This is a genomic window from Metabacillus endolithicus (genome assembly GCF_023078335.1).
GTDB lineage: Bacteria > Bacillota > Bacilli > Bacillales > Bacillaceae > Metabacillus > Metabacillus endolithicus.
This window is the reverse complement of the sequence record NZ_CP095550.1, coordinates 2,025,491-2,042,843: the sequence shown is the minus strand read 5'-3', so window position 1 is coordinate 2,042,843 and position 17,353 is coordinate 2,025,491. Positions and strand designations below refer to the sequence as shown.

General features: G+C 37.7%; 11 protein-coding genes and 1 pseudogene. 9 read left to right on the top strand and 3 right to left on the bottom strand.

Going from position 1 to position 17,353, the window contains the following annotated elements; translation table 11 throughout:
* Nucleotides 1-282 precede the first annotated feature (282 nt).
* From MVE64_RS10720 to MVE64_RS10680, 9 genes and pseudogenes are all read left to right on the top strand, one after another.
* Nucleotides 283-1,390: pseudogene (locus tag MVE64_RS10720) on the top strand (DegT/DnrJ/EryC1/StrS family aminotransferase).
* A gap of 35 nt (nucleotides 1,391-1,425) precedes the next feature.
* Nucleotides 1,426-2,229, top strand: a complete 804-nt coding sequence (locus MVE64_RS10715) for a hypothetical protein (RefSeq protein ID WP_247346344.1) — start codon at nucleotides 1,426-1,428, stop codon at nucleotides 2,227-2,229.
* On the top strand, nucleotides 2,222-3,235 hold the full coding sequence (locus MVE64_RS10710) for a Gfo/Idh/MocA family protein (RefSeq protein ID WP_247346342.1): 1,014 nt from the start codon (nucleotides 2,222-2,224) through the stop codon (nucleotides 3,233-3,235). Before MVE64_RS10715 ends, MVE64_RS10710 begins: the two co-directional genes overlap by 8 nt.
* A gap of 13 nt (nucleotides 3,236-3,248) precedes the next feature.
* Nucleotides 3,249-4,565, top strand: coding sequence for a nucleotide sugar dehydrogenase (locus tag MVE64_RS10705; protein WP_247346340.1), 1,317 nt, complete (start codon nucleotides 3,249-3,251; stop codon nucleotides 4,563-4,565).
* 20 nt (nucleotides 4,566-4,585) lie between these two features.
* Nucleotides 4,586-5,317, top strand: a complete 732-nt coding sequence (locus MVE64_RS10700) for an acyltransferase (RefSeq protein ID WP_247346338.1) — start codon at nucleotides 4,586-4,588, stop codon at nucleotides 5,315-5,317.
* A complete protein-coding gene (locus tag MVE64_RS10695) occupies nucleotides 5,318-6,748 on the top strand; it encodes a lipopolysaccharide biosynthesis protein (RefSeq protein WP_247346336.1) in 1,431 nt (476 codons plus the stop codon). It abuts the gene before it with no gap.
* A 9-nt stretch (nucleotides 6,749-6,757) separates the two neighbouring features.
* The gene (locus tag MVE64_RS10690) at nucleotides 6,758-8,347 is read left to right on the top strand and encodes an asparagine synthetase B family protein (RefSeq protein WP_247346334.1); all 1,590 of its coding nucleotides are present in this window, start codon (nucleotides 6,758-6,760) and stop codon (nucleotides 8,345-8,347) included.
* A 4-nt stretch (nucleotides 8,348-8,351) separates the two neighbouring features.
* On the top strand, nucleotides 8,352-9,407 hold the full coding sequence (gene wecB, locus MVE64_RS10685; protein WP_247346332.1) for a non-hydrolyzing UDP-N-acetylglucosamine 2-epimerase: 1,056 nt from the start codon (nucleotides 8,352-8,354) through the stop codon (nucleotides 9,405-9,407).
* A 213-nt stretch (nucleotides 9,408-9,620) separates the two neighbouring features.
* The gene (locus MVE64_RS10680) at nucleotides 9,621-10,988 is read left to right on the top strand and encodes an O-antigen polymerase (RefSeq protein ID WP_247346330.1); all 1,368 of its coding nucleotides are present in this window, start codon (nucleotides 9,621-9,623) and stop codon (nucleotides 10,986-10,988) included.
* A 1,426-nt stretch (nucleotides 10,989-12,414) separates the two neighbouring features.
* Here the strand turns inward: MVE64_RS10680 and MVE64_RS10675 are convergent.
* Genes MVE64_RS10675 through MVE64_RS10665 form a run of 3 tightly spaced genes read right to left on the bottom strand, consistent with a single transcriptional unit; the run spans nucleotide 12,415 to nucleotide 17,228 of the window.
* Nucleotides 12,415-13,935, bottom strand: coding sequence for a SpoIID/LytB domain-containing protein (locus MVE64_RS10675; RefSeq protein WP_247346328.1), 1,521 nt, complete (start codon nucleotides 13,933-13,935; stop codon nucleotides 12,415-12,417).
* A gap of 4 nt (nucleotides 13,936-13,939) precedes the next feature.
* Nucleotides 13,940-16,297 (bottom strand): N-acetylmuramoyl-L-alanine amidase, encoded by a 2,358-nt coding sequence (locus tag MVE64_RS10670; RefSeq protein ID WP_247346326.1) that lies wholly within the window; start codon nucleotides 16,295-16,297, stop codon nucleotides 13,940-13,942.
* Nucleotides 16,272-17,228, bottom strand: a complete 957-nt coding sequence (locus tag MVE64_RS10665) for an SH3 domain-containing protein (RefSeq protein WP_247346324.1) — start codon at nucleotides 17,226-17,228, stop codon at nucleotides 16,272-16,274. The genes MVE64_RS10670 and MVE64_RS10665 overlap by 26 nt, the downstream gene beginning before the upstream one ends.
* Nucleotides 17,229-17,353: the final 125 nt, after the last annotated feature.

Below are 17,353 nucleotides of genomic sequence, written 5' to 3'. Positions count from 1 at the left end.
AGTTGTGATTTTTCCTACTACTTCCTTTTAATTGGTAGGGAATTAGAGGAAATGTTTCGAATATTAACCGGGTTTAGTTTAAACAATTTGTTCTTTTTTAAACTAAAAAGAAGATTTCTGGACACACTATCTAGGAGGTTACGCTAGAAATTGTCTAAATTACAAACATTACGATTATTACAATTAGAAATAAACGACAGCTAGTGACAATTATCTCATAAATTGTGGTAGAATATCATAGATTGTAAAATCTTTATTAGTTATAAAGGAGACGATTCTTTTATGAAAGTACCTATGCTCGATCTTTCAGAGCAATATGCGACTCTACGTGATGAAATGCTTCAAACTTTAGATGAGGTTATGAAATCTTCGCGCTTTATTTTAGGTGATAATGTAAAAAAATTAGAGCAAGATGTTGCTACATATAGTAATGTTCCTTACGGGATTGGTGTTGCAAATGGTAGTGACGCTTTACATATTGCACTTCAAGCTAGTGGAATTACAGCTGGTGATGAAGTAATCACAACTCCATTTACATTCTTTGCAACAGCTGGTGCGATTGCTAGATGCAATGCGACTCCTGTATTTGTAGATATTGACCCTGTTACATTCAATATTGATCCTGCTAGAATTGAAGAGAAAATTACAGACAAAACAAAAGCAATCATGCCGGTTCACCTTTATGGTCAATGCTCCGACATGGATCCAATTATGGAAATTGCGAAAAAACATAATTTATACGTAATTGAAGACGCGGCTCAAGCAATTGGCTACATACAAAGGAAATACAGTTGGTCAATTAAGTGACGCAGCTACATATAGCTTTTTCCCTACAAAAAACCTTGGGGCATATGGCGATGCAGGTATGATTGTAACAAAGCATGAAGATCTTGCAGAAAAAATGCGCGTGATCAGGGTTCATGGAAGTAAGCCAAAGTATTATCATCATGTTCTTGGCTATAACAGCCGTTTAGATGAAATGCAGGCTGCAATCTTAAATGTGAAATTCCCACATTTAAATGATTGGAGCGAAAAGCGCAGAAAAATTGCGAACCGTTATACTGAATTGTTAAAAGCTTCACTAGGTGAGCAAGTTGTTACACCTGTTGAGGTTGAGGGGAACTACCATGTGTTCCATCAATATACAATTCGTGTGGAGAAACGTGATGAGCTTCAAAAGTTCTTAGGAGAACAAGGCGTTTCAACAATGATTTACTATCCACAGCCGTTACACCTTCAACCTGTGTTCAAGGATCTTGGATATAAAGAAGGAGACTTCCCAATAACGGAAAAGGCGGCTAAGGAAGCTATTTCGTTACCAATGTTCCCAGAATTAACGGAAGAACAACAAAAATATGTTGTTGAATGTGTAACGAAATTTTATCAATAAAAGTCTTTTATAGGACTTTTTGAGAGAACATGCTTTTGGAAAGAAGCTCGCCAAGAGGCGGGTTCTTTCCATTTATCCAATGTAAAAGAAAGGGTAAATATAATGTCCGAAAAAAAGAATATCTGTTTTATAAAAATTTAGTGTTTTTTTGGAGAAAAAAGTGGCTGCTTATCGGTATTCCATTAGTCATTTGCCTCCTTGTGTCTGCATTTTCAATGTTTAGTAGTAGGGAGTATGTTGGGAAGGCGATTTTTTATACAGGTGATATTAAAAAGGGTGAATTAATAGACCCTTTATTAATGGAAGCTAAATATCTTGAAGAGGATTCAGATACTGATGTCGAGTTTTCAGTGATAAAGAGTAAGCAAGTTCAAATTAAAGTTATTGATGATAACAAAGATGACGTACATAAAAAACTTAGTTCATTAGTGACAACCTACACAGAGGATTTACAAGCTGAATATCAATTAAGGTACAATTTGACAAATGATGCAGTTGAATTATACAAAAAAAGCCTTGAGGAAAATGAAAAGCTTTTACCTAAGTATACTGATGCAATTGCGGCTGTAGAAGATGAGGCAATAGTAGATACCGATCTTTTAGTAGCAGCTGCTACAATGAGTGAAATTGTCTTTGAATATGAAACATCTGGAAAGCGAATGGAAACGGACTTAGCATTATTTGATAAGCCGAAATTTATTACCGAAAGCATCACCCAATCAGACAATTACTTAGTTCAAAATGCAGTTGTTTCTTTTGCACTGAGCTTTTTTCTAATGTTAGTTGTTTTATTACTTTGGAGATACATTCGTGAAGCTAGGAGGGCATTAAATGATTAATTTTGCGATTGTAGGAGCAGGTTTTATTGCTCAAAAACATATTGATGCGATTAATAATGCTGAAGGTGCAAATCTTGTGGCTGTTTGTGACACAAACGAACAGCGCCTAGAGGAATATAAAGAGTTATGTAACGTTTATACGGATTTAAATGAAATGCTTGAGCAGCAAACGGATATTGATGTTGTAAATATTTGTGTGCCATCAGGACTTCATTTTAAGCTTGCTGAAATCATTGCAGCTAAGGGCAAGCACATTGTGATGGAAAAGCCAATGGCGTTAACGAGCAGTGATTCTGAGAAGATTATTGCGATTGCAGAAAAAGCGAATATCAAGCTTTCTGTTGTTCACCCAAATCGCTTCCGTCCAGCAATTCGTGCTCTTCAGGATATTAAATCTAAGGGATTGTTTGGTAAGCTGAGTCATGCGAATGCAACAGTTCGTTGGAATCGCGGCCAAGAGTATTATGATCAAGCTGCTTGGAGAGGAACGAAGGAGTTTGACGGCGGTGTATTAATGAACCAAGCGATACATAATTTAGATCTTTTCATTTGGTTCATGGGGCCAATTAAGTCGGTTCAAGCTATGGCTGCAACTCGTCTTCGTGACATTGAAACAGAAGATGTAGCAGTTGGTGTTGTTGAATTTGAAAGTGGTGCTTTAGGTGTGATTGAGGCAGCAACAACGATTTATCCGAAAAACCTTGAAGAATCTCTATCGATTTTCGGTGAAGCGGGTACAGTTAAAGTAGGCGGACCGAACGCGATTTATTTCGAAACATTGAATGTTAGTGATATAAACGAAGAAGAAAAGAACAAACTAATCGAAAACATTAAAGAAGATCCATTTGGCAAACCTGGTCATCAGTGGATTATCGAGGATATGGTTCGTGCAGTTGAAACAAATACAGAGCCAGTGGTAACTGGTAAAGACGGACTAGCACCTGTAAAGCTTATTGAATCGTTTTTAGAATCAGCGGAAACAGGTAAGAAAGTCTTTTTACAATAAAGGAGTGAACATAATGTCTCATTTAGATTCGATTTTAGCAAAAATTGAAAATAAACAAGCAGTTGTCGGAGTTGTTGGTTTAGGATATGTAGGTTTACCGTTAGCGGTTGAAAAAGCAAAAGCTGGCTTTAAAGTAATTGGATTTGATGTACAACAAAGTCGTGTTGATCAAGTAAACAACGCTCAAAACTATATTGGTGACGTTGTGAACGAAGATCTAGAAGAAATCATCAAGTCTGGCATGCTTGAAGCAACAACAGACTATAACCGTATTACAGAAGTAGATGCTGTGGCGATTTGTGTACCAACACCACTTGACCACCATCAACAGCCTGACACTTCTTATGTTGAAAGCTCTTCAAAAGAAATCGCGAAGTATGCGCGTGAAGGCATGTTAGTTGTTTTAGAATCAACAACATACCCTGGAACAACAGAAGAAATCGTTGTACCGGCATTAGAAGAAAAAGGCTTAGTATGTGGAGACACAGTATTTGTTGCGTATTCTCCAGAACGTGTAGATCCAGGTAACAAGCAATTTAAAACGAAAAACACACCAAAAGTTGTTGGTGGTGTAACAGAAAATTGTACAAAGGTTGCGTCTGCATTATACCGTGCTGTTCTTGAAGGAGATGTGTTTGAAGTATCAAGCCCAGCTGTTGCGGAGATGGAGAAAATTTTTGAAAACACATTCCGTCACATTAACATCGCGTTAGCAAACGAAATGGCGATTCTTTGTGAAAAAATGGGAATCGACGTTTGGGAAATGATTGATGCAGCAAAAACAAAACCATACGGCTTTATGGCGTTCTATCCAGGTCCTGGTCTTGGCGGTCACTGTATTCCAATCGATCCTTTCTACTTAACATGGAAAGCACGTGAATACAACTACCATACTCGTTTAATCGAGCTTGCTGGTGAAATTAACAACTCAATGCCTGAATTAGTTGTAGATCGTATGATGCGCATTCTAAACCATGATGGAAAAGCACTTCGTGGAGCAAAAGTTGCGGTTTTAGGTGTTGCTTATAAGAAAGATATTGATGATGTTCGTGAATCACCAGTTTTAGATATTTTAACGATTTTAGATAAAGAGGGTGCGGATTATACAGTGGTTGACCCATTTGTACCAGCATTCCGTTTAATTGATAAGCAAATTGAAACAGTTGCTCTAACAGAAGATCTATTATCTTCAGCTGATTTAGTATTAATTGCAACAGATCATACAACATTTGATTATGAAATGATTGCAAACAGCAGCCGTGTTGTATTTGATACTCGTAATGCATTAAAAGAAGTTGCGAAAAAGCCAGAGAGATATATCAAACTGTAATAGGGACGGGAGCGGATCGTATGAATAGTATCCATTCAACAGTAGTTGTGAACGATTCAGTTACACTTGGTCACTTTAATGTGATCGGCGAAAATGTAAAGATCGGTGAGAACGTAACAATCGGTAATCATGTAACAATTTATGATGGCACAGTGATTGGTAATGGAGTTCGTATTGCAGATGGAGCTGTATTAGGAAAACAGCCGTCACCGGGGAAAACATCAACTGTCAAGCTTTCAGGAGCTGTTGCACCTCTTCAATTAGGAGATGATGTAACAATTGGTACGAATGCAGTGCTTTATGCCGGCTCAACAATCGGGTCTTCCACACTTGTTGCGGACTTAGCGAGTGTACGTGAGAACGTAGAAATTGGACCGGAATGTATTGTTGGTAGAGGCGTAACGGTTGAAAACTATGTGAAAATCGGTCGCAGAGTAAAAATTCAATCAAATGCTTACATCACAGCTTACACCACACTTGAAGATTTCGTCTTTATCGCACCATGTGTGACAACAACAAATGATAACTTTATGGGACGTACGGAAGAACGCTTCGATAAAATTAAAGGTGCAGTCGTAAAACGCGCAGCACGTGTAGGAGGCGCCTCAATCCTTTTACCGGGCGTTGTTGTGGAAGAAGAAACATTTGTTGCGGCAGGTGCACTGGTCACAAAAGATACAGAACAAAAAACAGTAGTAAAAGGCTTCCCAGCTAAACCTGTACGAATGGTTGAGGAACGGGAGCTGTTATAGGTGTTACAGAAATTAAAAGGCTTAGGAGGGGATTCCCTCCTTTATGCATTAATGAATGTTGGAACGAAAATGATTGCATTCATTATGATGCCGGTTTATACACATTTTTTAACTGCTCCAGAATATGCACCAGTTGATATTATTGACCGATGGACTTCGATGCTGCTGTTTTTAGTTATACTAGGAACAGATTCTGCGTTAGCTTTTTATTATTTTGATACGAAGGATGAAAACAAGCGAAAAGTATATGTACAAAATGTATTAAATATACGATTAGCTATGGTTTTACTTCTTTTTCTTGTTGTTGTACTTGTAGGTCCGTTTTTTGCAGACACCTTACTAAAGTCAGACAATGGACTTTATCTGTTGTATCTGAGCATAGCGATTTTATTATTAGATACCTTATCAGCTCTTGTTTTAACGGTGTTAAGATATGAATTTAAAACACTTAAGGTTGTTATTCTCACTGTTTTGAAAATGCTATTGGTAGCCATTGGCTCCTATCTTTTCCTTGAACTGGTTATAGAATCTGTTGAAGGAATTATTTATGCGCGCATTATTAGTGGAGTGCTGATTGTCCTTTTATTGGCTCGACCTTTAGCTAAAGCGATCAATTTTAAGATAAATAAAGAGGTTTTAAAGGACTTATTAAAGTACGGACTACCACTAGTACCAGCTTCAATCGCATTCTGGGTCATTTTAAACTCCAGCTCCTTCTTTTTAGCGTTTATGAAAACAGCTGAAGATGTTGGGATATATGGAGTTGCGACGAAATTTGCGGCACTGATCACGCTTGTTACAAGTGGGATTCAAATGGCATGGAGACCTTATTCAATGTCATTAAAGGACAAGCCTGATAGTAAAGAGCTCTTTTCGAAGGTGTATCTGATTATTTTAATTATGGGTACAGTCGGGGTACTCGTTGTGGCAACCATTATGCCTTATGTTATTTTATTGCTAGGAGATGGATATGAATCTGCTTATCAATATGTAGCACTGCTTGCAGCCGCAACATTTTTAAACTTCTACTATTTAATTATTTCAGTAGGAATTTTCTTTCAAAAGAAAACAAAAATTATTTCCTATGCATTTATGGCAGCGGCCGTTTTGAATATTGTATTAAATCTTCTGTTGATTCCAAAGTATACAATATGGGGAGTCGTTGTGGCTTTCTTAGTGTCAAATATCATAGCGGTTATTTATATTTTTATCAAAAGTCAAAAAATATACTATGTACCAGTTTCATACTGGAAAATGTCTTTAATTTTTCTTATTATGCTTATCGGCACGATCGGGATTGTTTATGTACAGGAAAATGGATTATCTCCACTATACATCGTTCTAGCTTGGGGCGTGTATCTTGCTACCCTGCTTATCACTCGTGTTGATAAAGAGCTAAGAAAAAAAACAATCCACGAAACAGCAAATTAGGTGATTGACTTGGAAATCAATAATGTGAGCCTGACTCTTTCAAATAGCTGGTCACAGTTAAAAATAGACAATAAAGAATTATATTTTAGGGGATACTTTTACTATCAAGATAAGTTGTTTACGAGTAACTCTCTTGATGAACTTATTCAACTATCCTTTCATCGGGAATTTTTTGAGAAAATTAAGGGTGAGTTTGCACTTGTTTATCATGATCCTGAGCAAACAATTGCTGCAGTTGATCGTAAAAGAACAATTCCTCTGTTTTATCAACAAAAAAACGACCGACTCATCATTAAAGATCAGGTTTCACAAAGTGATGTTGATACTGAGCTTCATGATCTATCGGTTTCTGAATTTCTTTTAACAGGGTATGCAGCGGGCAATCGTACTCTTTATCACGGGTTGTACCAAGTTGAGGCTGGTCAGTTTCTTATTTTTAACGGAAAAACGCTCACTCAAGAAACGTACTTCCGATATTATCATTCTCCAATGGAAATGAATGTAGAGGAAGCAGCTGATGTATTGGCAAAGCTTTTTCATCAAACGTTTGATCAAATGGTTAAGCGTATAAAAGATAAAAAAGTGATTATCCCTTTAAGTGGGGGATATGATTCTCGTATTATTGCTCTGTTGTTAAAGGAATATGATGTTAAAAACATCACAACCTTCACATATGGTGTTCCAACAAGCAAGGAAGCGGTACGGAGTAAGGAAATTGCGAACCGTCTTGGCTTAGATTGGTCAGTTTTTCCTTATACAAAAAGCGATTGGTTTCAATGGTATCATTCAGATGAGTGGAGAAATTATCAAGATTTCGGAACGAATCTATCATCAATCGCCCATATTCAAGATTGGCCGGCAGTGAAAAGTCTTCTGCAAAACTTAGATGCGCAAGATCATGAATATGTGTTTATGCCTGGTCATTCAGGAGATTTTATTGCGGGAAGTCATATTCCGTATGAGTTAATGATTGATCGCTCATACACAATAGACGAAATTGTTCAGGAAATTATGAAAAAGCATCATCGCTTATGGATGACAAATGATCATCAGGTTACGAAGGCTGTACATACGTCTATTGCTGAACAACTTCAAGGACTACCTTATGAAAATCGTGAAGAAGCAAGTGCGTTGTTTGAGTATTGGGATTGGAAGGAACGACAAGGGAAATTTATTATTAACTCATTAAGAGTATACGAATTCTATCATCAGGGCTGGGAAATTCCACTGTGGGATGACCTTCTCGTAGAATTCTTCCTAAAGGTTCCGGTTGATCAACGTTTTAAAAAATACTTATATGATTATACTTTGCATCACATGTATCCGGATTACTTTGATAAGCCGAACAATCCGGTTGGAAAGACTACTTCTTATAAAAACAAATATGGGGCACTCTATCCTCTGTTAAAGAAGGTTTATAATAAAAAAGAGTTGTACAGCCGTTATCATAAAGATCCGATGGAATGGTACGGAATTACGGGTAACTATGTTCAATACCTTAATTCACTATCATTTAAAGTAAAGGGAAGCAAATATCATAATCCCTATAACATCAATTCAATTCTAGTGAAAAATTATATTAATAACTTAAAGGGTTGATAATATGAAGATTGTAACGATACTTGGGGCAAGACCACAGTTTATTAAAGCAGGTCCTGTTTCCCGTGAAATTAGAAAGCAACATACAGAAATCATCGTTCATACTGGTCAGCATTATGATGCCAATATGTCTGATATCTTTTTTGAGGAATTAAACATTCCAAAGCCTGATTATCATTTAAACGTAGGGTCAGGATCTCACGGTGTTCAAACGGCAAATATGCTAACAAGCATTGAAGAAATTATCCTAAAGGAAGAACCTGATTATGTGTTAGTGTACGGTGACACAAACTCAACATTAGCAGGAGCACTTGCTGCATCAAAGCTACATATTCCAATTGTTCACATCGAAGCAGGCTTACGTAGCTTTAACAAAAAAATGCCTGAAGAAGTAAACCGCATTTTAACAGACCATGTGTCAGAATTTCTATTCTGCCCAACAGATACGGCTGTTCAAAACCTTGAAAAAGAAAACATTACAAAAAACGTTTTTAACGTTGGAGACGTAATGTATGACGCGGTTATGTATAACCAAGACATTGCCGACAAATCAACGTTAATGAACGACTTGGGCTTAACAGAAAAAGAATTTTACTTAATTACGGTTCATCGTGCTGAAAACACAGAAGATCCTGAGCGTATGAACAATATTCTTGATGCATTCAGCAAGGTTGAAGGAACAAAGGTATGGCCGATTCACCCAAGAACAAAGAACAAGCTAAAATCATCTGGTATAGATCTTGACGCCATTCCAGGTTTAAAGGTTATTGAACCAATCGGATACTTGGACATGCTTTCTTTAGAAAAAAATGCGAAAAAGATCTTAACAGACTCTGGCGGTGTACAAAAAGAGGCTTACTTTGTGAAAACTCCATGTGTGACGCTTCGTGATGAAACCGAGTGGGTTGAAACATTACATCAAGATGCCAACATTTTAGTTGGAGCAGATACAGAGAAAATCTTAGAAGCCGTTCAAGCACCATGCCATTCTGACTACCCACCAATATTTGGGGATGGAAACACCTCCGAAAAAATTGTTAAAATGATAAGCGACAAATAAGAAAGAGGGGCGCTTAACGGACGCCCCTTTTTAGTTTGTGGTGTCTGTCAATTCCTGGTTTTTGTTGGTGGTGCCAGTCAATTCCGGAATTATGAAAAACTCAGTTAGGCTATTTTCGCAGGTATTGTTGCTGATTCTAGTTATCTAGTCACTTCAACAATATTGGCGAAAGAAGCTTCAATTTTAGAACATCAAAGCTGGAGGTCTAATCAAGTGCTATATATCACGATTTGGCTCATTGTAGCTGTTCTATCTTTTTATTTGTTTAAAAAGTCCGCAGGAACGATGTCCATATTAAAACCAAATTTACTTTCTCTTGTCTTCTATTATTCATTATTTATTTCTTCCTTTATTGGTAGTTTACTTATCGCCTTGGACATTGATAAGCATTATATGATTAATCTCTTATCAGATGATCGTTATCGTGTGATTGGCTTTTATACAATTTGTTTTGTCATGGTGATGCTGCCATTGTCGATGTATCTTGTTTCAAACTTGATTGGTTTCAAAGCTGAAAAGGAATTTGATACTTATTTAAAAAGTCCAATAGTTATTCAACAAGATACATTAACATATCTTGTGTACTTAGGATTAACAGGACTTTCTCTTCTATCGATTGCCTATACGATCTATTATTTAGAAGCCATTCCAATTGTTGAAATGTTGCTAGGAAGCAGCAACTTAGCTGAGCTTCGTATTGAAGCTGCCCGAGGCTTCCAGGGGAATACACTTATTCGTAACATTTTTGCGATCGGTCTAACGCCGATTTTATCAATGATTACGTTTATTTATAGCTATAAAACAATGAAAATGAAATGGATTGCACTGTTTCTTATTACATTTTCATGCTCAGTGTTTATTCAAATTTATGATTTGTCTAAAGCACCGATATTCTTTTATCTATTAATGTTTATTTTATTACTGCTTTACCTTCAAGTGATTAAGCTTACGTGGTCACGTGTGATTGCTCTTGGGACAATAGCCATCGGTGGAATTATTGTTTTATATGTAGTCATTCAAGGTGTGTCCGATCCAAGTGCATTTTTAGATTATAATCGTGGTCCGGTCGGTCGCTTAATTCTTACGCAAATCGCTGGTTACTACATGCACTTAGAGCTATTCTCTGATAAATTGCCATTGTTAATGGGACAAAGCTTGCCATCTTCAATTATCGGTCTTTACGACATTGAACAAATACGTTCAGCTCGTTTAGCGATGGAGGTTTACTTCCCACAACGTGTCGAAGAGGGAACAGCAGGGGTGTTAAACACATTATTTGCAGGTGAAGCTTTTGCGAACTTTGGATATATTGGCTTAATACTCGGTACGGTTTATGTTGGTGTGTTTATTCAACTGATCTACATTGCGTTTCTTCGTTTGCAAAAAAATCCATTGTACATTGCCTTGTTTGTGTATTTCACGGTGAATATACCAAGAGTTGTAATCGGTGGATTTACAGATTTTCTTCTTAATACGTTATGGGTTGCGATATTAATTATCTTGATTGCACCTTTCATTTTCTTGAGGCTGTTAGAGTTTATCAGTCAGAGGACGGGGAAATGGACGTCGGTGAAGGAATGATAGAGGATTTTGTTGGGATGGCCCCATTCACTTGGTGAATGGGGTTTTTAATGTTGGGGGGGGGGAATTGTGGGGAGATGAGTCGTCCTTTTTTAACCGATTCTCTCTACTGGCACAATCGAGACAAAAAATAGCAAGTCATCCACATATATGTCTCGAAACTGGCACAATCGAGACAAAAAATAGCAAGTCATCCACATATATGTCTCGAAACTGGCACAATCGAGACAAAAAATAGCAAGTCATCCACATATATGTCTCGATACTGGCACAATCGAGACAAAAAATAGCAAGTTATCCACTTTTCTGTCTCGATACTGGCACAATCGAGACAAAAAATAGCAAGTTATCCACTTTTATGTCTCGATACTGGAACAATTGAGACAAAAAACAGCAAGTTATCCACTTTTATGTCTCGATACTGGAACAATTGAGACAAAAAATAGCAAGTTATCTAGATATATGTCCCGATACTGGAACAATCGAGACAAAAAACAGCTTGTTATCCACATATATGTCCCGATACTGGAACAATCGAGACAAAAAATAGCATGTCATCCAGATATATGTCCCGATACTGGAACAATCGAGACAAAAAATAGCAAGTCACCCAGATATATGTTCCGATTCCCGTACAATCGAGACAAAAAATAGCAAGTCATCCATAATTATGTCCCGGTTCCGGCACAATCGAGACATAATATCGCATATCATCCACAACTATGTCCCAATACTCGTACTATCAGTACACCTCTTCGCTGTACATTCTAATATCATCACCTTTATACATTATTGAATTAGTATTTATGGTAAGAGATGGTCTTCGTGAGAGCGATTAAGAACAAGTTGTGTGATTAATGAGAGTGAGATAGCTTTCATACGAGCAATGAAGACCAAGTTAGGTGATTGATGAGAGTGAGATGGTCTTCATAGGAGAGATGAAGACCAGGTAGGGTGATTGATGAGAGTGAGATGGTCTTCATAGGAGAGATGAAGACCAAGTAGGGTGATTGATGAGAGTGAGATGGTCTTCATAGGAGAGATGAAGACCAAGTAGGGTGATTGATGAGAGTGAGATGGTCTTCATAGGAGAGATGAAGACCAAGTAGGGTGATTAATGAGAGCGAGATGGTCTTCATACGAGCAATGAAGACCAAGTTAGGTGATTAATGAGAGCAGATAGTCTTCATAGGAGAGATGAAGACCAAGTAGGGTGATTTATAGGAGCAAGATAGTCTTCATACGAGCAATGAAGACCAAGTTGTGTGATTAATGAGAGTGAGATGGTCTTCATAGAAGTGATGAAAACCAAGTTAGACGATTGATAGAAGTAAAATGCTCTTCATTCTAAATATATCTAACATCTTAGAATTTCCATAAAGCTAAAAAGCATGGATCAATTCAGATCCATGCTTTTTATTCGCCTTTACTTCGAAACATCCGTATTAGGAAAATAATGCTTCACAATATCAACAGCTTTCCAGTTGTTTTCGGCGAAGCCTTTGGCGCCGTATTGGCTCATGCCGATACGGTGGCCCCAGCCTTTACCTGTAGCGGTAATAGAGGCAGGGTCAGCTTCTTTGGTGATGGTTCCACTTGCTGTTTGAATGGAAACATCTGATGATGAGATGGTTGATGTTGTGTTTGTTCCCGTCATCACTTGTTGGCCGGAAACACTTAGTTGTGATTGTTGGCCACTAGCGGTTTGAACGGTGTATTCTTTATTTACATCCAACGTAAACCAGTTTGATTTTAAGAAGCCATAGCTTCCTTCGATTGGGAAGAGCTTACGGATTGTGAGCTCGTTACCTGTGACGGTTTTTTCTCCAGCAGATGTGCTAATGGTGACACTTGTTATCTCGCCATTGGCTCCTGTTGGATTTGTTTTAATATCATAAAGTGTTGTTGTTGCTGGATCTAAGCCGAAGCTATTTAAAATCATACTTGATGTAAATGAATTTTGCCAGTTGCTGTGTGGTGAATTTTCGTATGGATCATCAACGGAAATCAAGTATGGGAAGCTCGCTTGATTTGAGTTCCAAACATCACCAACATTTGCGGTTCGACCGCCACTTGTTGAGTAGAAAAATGTTTGAATTGGCTTACCGTTATACTTCACCACCACACCAGCTGTTTCACTAACAGCCTGATTCGATCTAGCATCTTCAGATGTGTAGCCTTTGTACACTTGGCTTGCGGTTGTATTTTTTAAAGACATGCTGTTAGCCGCATAGCTTCTCGCTACAATTGCTTGTGCTTTTAAAGCTTCTTTATGCCATGATGCGGGCATTTCATTTGGTACAACACCTTTTAAGTAGTCTTCTAGATCAAGATTATTGACGATTGCTACTTTACCAGCTGTTTTAGCCAGAAGAGACATGCCGCCTCGATAAGCATTAGCACCGTAGGCAATTGTCGGCAGTGAAACGGTATTTTTGTCAATTAAGGTTGTTTTAGCAGGGACCCAGCCCTTTGTTCCATCTGCAGCCTGAACGTTGAACCATGTTTCGCCCTTGTTGTTAACGAAGCTTCCAATATACTCAGCTGTTTCGGCTTTTGTTAACGACTTTTTCGTCTGGTAATCTGATGTAGCCCCACTTTTAAGATCAGTTGTTGTGGTGAAACGTGCATATTGCGCAACGTTATACACTTCTTTTAATTCAAATCCACTTGCGGAAGAAAAAGAAGCTGATCCTGCGTCAATGTTTACATTGCTTTGTGAACGGGTAATCGTTATATTAAGACCCGGTAAAAAGTAAGTTTTTTGGTTGTTTGCTTTATTCGTTAATTCATAGATGCTTTGTAATTTAAGTGAACTAGTTGAAATATCAACGAGTTGGACAGCAACGGGATTAGAATATGTTTTAATTGATGCAGCATTTGCTCCGTCTGCATTCCATAGTAGGCTAAGTGTCAGAAAAACACCTAATAGAACTTTTTTAGCCATACTATTATTTCACCTCTCCATAGATTGCTTGAATCCAACCTCTTACACCGTTTGATAATTCAACGTTGTACCAAAGTTCACCGTTGTTGTTAGTGAAAGATCCTACATATTTAACGGTTGTCCCTTTTTGTAAAACAGCGACTGAACGATAATCTGTTGTTGCACCTCTATGAACGGTTGCTGATGCAGTGATTGTTACAGTTGAAAGCTTAGCGACTGTTGTTGTTGAAACATCAGCAGAAAAGATCCAGCCATATTTGCCTGTTGCATATTCAACGCGATACCATTTACCAGTGCTACCATCATGTTCGTCAATAACAGAAAGTTCTTTTCCTTTCATAAACGTAGCAACAACTGCGTAATCTTTCGTTGCTCCTTTATGAACGGTTGCAGATGCACTGCTTACATAAACTTTAGAAGGCAAAGTTGACTCAGAGCCACCGCCATCTTTAATGGCGTTTTTTAGAGAGGCTACTTCACTTTCTAGTTTTGTTACTCGTGATTGAAGAGGATTAATTTGGTTTGTTACCCACTCAACACTTGCTAACACAACATTGCTTGCAGCTGAACCGACTTGAGTAGGGGTGTAGCTTCCTACTAAAAATCCAGTAAGAAAAACAGAAGAGATAACAAACATACTTTTCTTTTTCATCTTAGTTTCCTCCAGTGAAGTATTTTTTAAGCCTTCAGCAATTCCAACGGCAGCTTGTCCACGTGTAATGTCGTTTTTCAGCATTGATTCTTCGTTTGGATTTGAGATAAAAGCTAATTCAACTAATGCACTAGGTAGCTCGTTATTTTTTAGAACATAGTAGTTCGCTGTTTTTGTGCCACGGTCGTAGGTGTTGATTCTATCAACTAATGAATCTTGAATATAAGAAGCTAGTACACTACTTTTTGGACCGTTAAAGTTATAGGCAGTGTTATAGTACGTTTCTGTACCTCGTGCAGATGTGCTCACACTAGCGTTTGCATGAATGCTAATAAAGGCATCATTGTCAGATGAGTTTGCAATCGCAACACGCTGTGCCAAAGTTAAAAACGTATCACCACTTCGAGTAAGGGTAACAATCGCTCCTTGGCGCTCAAGCTCTGCTTTTAATTTTCTTGAAACGTCTAATGTTACATCTTTTTCTTTTAATTTTGTTGGACCAACGGCACCTGGATCTTGATCTCCATGACCTGCATCAACAATGATTTTCTTACCAGCTAATCCAATTGGCATGACCTTAACCTGAGTTTGCTTGCTGTTGTTACGTACTCCAATCATATAGCCTGATTCAGGTGTTAACGTAATGGTACTAGAAGTAGCTGAAATATTTTTCAACCCTTTAATCGATTGAGTCGGTAAAACAGTATGAAGCTTGCTTCCAGTAAGCTGAACAACTCCATTTGAAAGAAGCTTGTTTCCTACAGCAAAATTCAACGATTTATCCCAAACTAATGTTGTGGCATTTCCTGATTGAGTCACCTTAGGATTTAAGAAAATGTTTGGAATGAATTCTCTTGTGTCATTCTTTAGAATCCAGCCTCGAACACCTTTTGCATTTTCAACGTTAATCCATTCATTGTGACTCCAAAGATAAATTAATTGTTCACCTGCTTGAACTTTTGTGTTATATCCAGAGCTTGCAGTTGCACTTTTGTGTAGCACATTTGCGTTAAGCGGGTATACAAAGGTTCTGTCTGAAAGGCTAGCAAATAATTCAGCTTTTGGTACCCAGCCTTTTGTTCCATTTGAAAGCTGTACATTGTACCAATGCTGGTTTTTGTCATTAATAAATTCGAATAAAACTTTTACCTTCGAACCATATGGAAGTTTTGTTACTTTTTTATAATGGTGCATGGCACCTTTGTAAACGTAGGTACTATTAGTACCAACAACGAATGACTTATTAAGGTTGATTCTTTTACTCGTTACAGCTGTTGACTTGATCCAGCCATTTTCACCAGATTCTAACGTAACTCGGTACCAAAGCTCTTTATTGTTATTTTCAAAAGTATCAATAACGTAAACCGCAGAGCTTTGAGAAAGTGATGCTAACTGACGGTAAGAGTCAAGGGCACCGCTTCTTACAACACCATTTGTATTAAGATAATAAGTGGTGTTAACTTTTGTTTCTTTTTGAGTGTCTGTAGCCAGAATCCAGCCTGTTACATTGTTTGATGTTTGAACACGTAGCCAGAATTCGTCGTTTTGGTTAATAAATGTGCCGATTACCTTAAGGTCATCATTTACTGTTAATGTATCTGCTGTAGGATAGCTGCTTAATGCACCTTTTCTAACAACAGCTCCGTCATTTTTAACAAAAACGTAGTTCCCTACAATTTGACTTTCATGAAGGGGCTTGTTCTTGAACATCGGTTGCTAAAATCCAGCCTTTTAAATCAGCACTTAATTCAACTCGATACCATGTTTGATTGTTGTTGTTCGTGAATTCATCAATCACTTGTAATGCTTCATTTTGATCTGGTAGATACACAACGCGATATGAATCTAGTGCACCACTATGAATCTTTGAACCTACATTTTTCACATAAACAACAGGGTAGGTTTGTGTTGTGTCATTATTCTCTTGAATGACCTCAGTAAGCTCTGAAGAGATCCAACCTTTTGTTCCATCTTCAAGCTGAATTCGATACCATTCTTCTTGCTGGTTATTGACAAAAGAATCAATAATGGTTAGTTCAACATTTTCTTCAAGGGTAGCGATGATTTTGTATGAAGATGTTGCACCACTATGAACAGTTGCTGATTGATTTGTTTGAAGCAATTGAATAACAGGTGTTTTCGATAATTGTTCACTATACACCCAACCTTGTACACTTCCTAAATCAATGCGATACCAAATTTCTCCTTGTGTGCTTACATATGAATCAATAACGGTTACTTTCTGTCCGTATTGTAATGTTTCAACAGAAGAATAAGATGTTGATGCTCCTTTTCTAACATCGGCAAGATTTTTGCTTGCGTAGAGTGATGAAGGAGGTTCCTCCAACGGTGAAACGCTTGTTTTCTTAACCCAGCCTTTCACGGAGTCCACAGAAATGTTCAACCATTCCTCATTTAAATTGTTGGTAAAATCTCCAATTACTCCAACAATTTCTCCTTTTTTCAAGGTTGAAACAACATCATAATTCATCGTAGCACCTTTATGCATGCTAACAGTATCACCGTTTACTTGACCGATGAAGGGGTAGGGTTCGGTTGCTTCCGCCGCATATGTAGAGTACGGTTGACCGATACTTAAAAACAAGAAGGTGACAGCAATAAGTGTTCTAAACCATTTCAATATACCTAGTTCTCCTCTCCTATATTTTCTTTGGCAAAAAAATACCTCTGAAAGGGAAATTCAGAGGTATCAGTTATATAAATATTCTAACAAACTCTAAAAAGTTTGTCTTTGGGAATAATGTC

What these genes read in the sequence shown, in the direction of transcription:
- MVE64_RS10700 (WP_247346338.1), top strand. Translation starts at nt 4,586, where the DNA reads ATGAATAGTATCCATTCAACAGTAGTTGTGAACGATTCAGTTACACTT.
- MVE64_RS10670 (WP_247346326.1), bottom strand. Translation starts at nt 16,297, where the DNA reads ATGTTCAAGAACAAGCCCCTTCATGAAAGTCAAATTGTAGGGAACTAC.
- MVE64_RS10675 (WP_247346328.1), bottom strand. Translation starts at nt 13,935, where the DNA reads ATGGCTAAAAAAGTTCTATTAGGTGTTTTTCTGACACTTAGCCTACTA.
- wecB (WP_247346332.1), top strand. Translation starts at nt 8,352, where the DNA reads ATGAAGATTGTAACGATACTTGGGGCAAGACCACAGTTTATTAAAGCA.
- MVE64_RS10705 (WP_247346340.1), top strand. Translation starts at nt 3,249, where the DNA reads ATGTCTCATTTAGATTCGATTTTAGCAAAAATTGAAAATAAACAAGCA.
- MVE64_RS10710 (WP_247346342.1), top strand. Translation starts at nt 2,222, where the DNA reads ATGATTAATTTTGCGATTGTAGGAGCAGGTTTTATTGCTCAAAAACAT.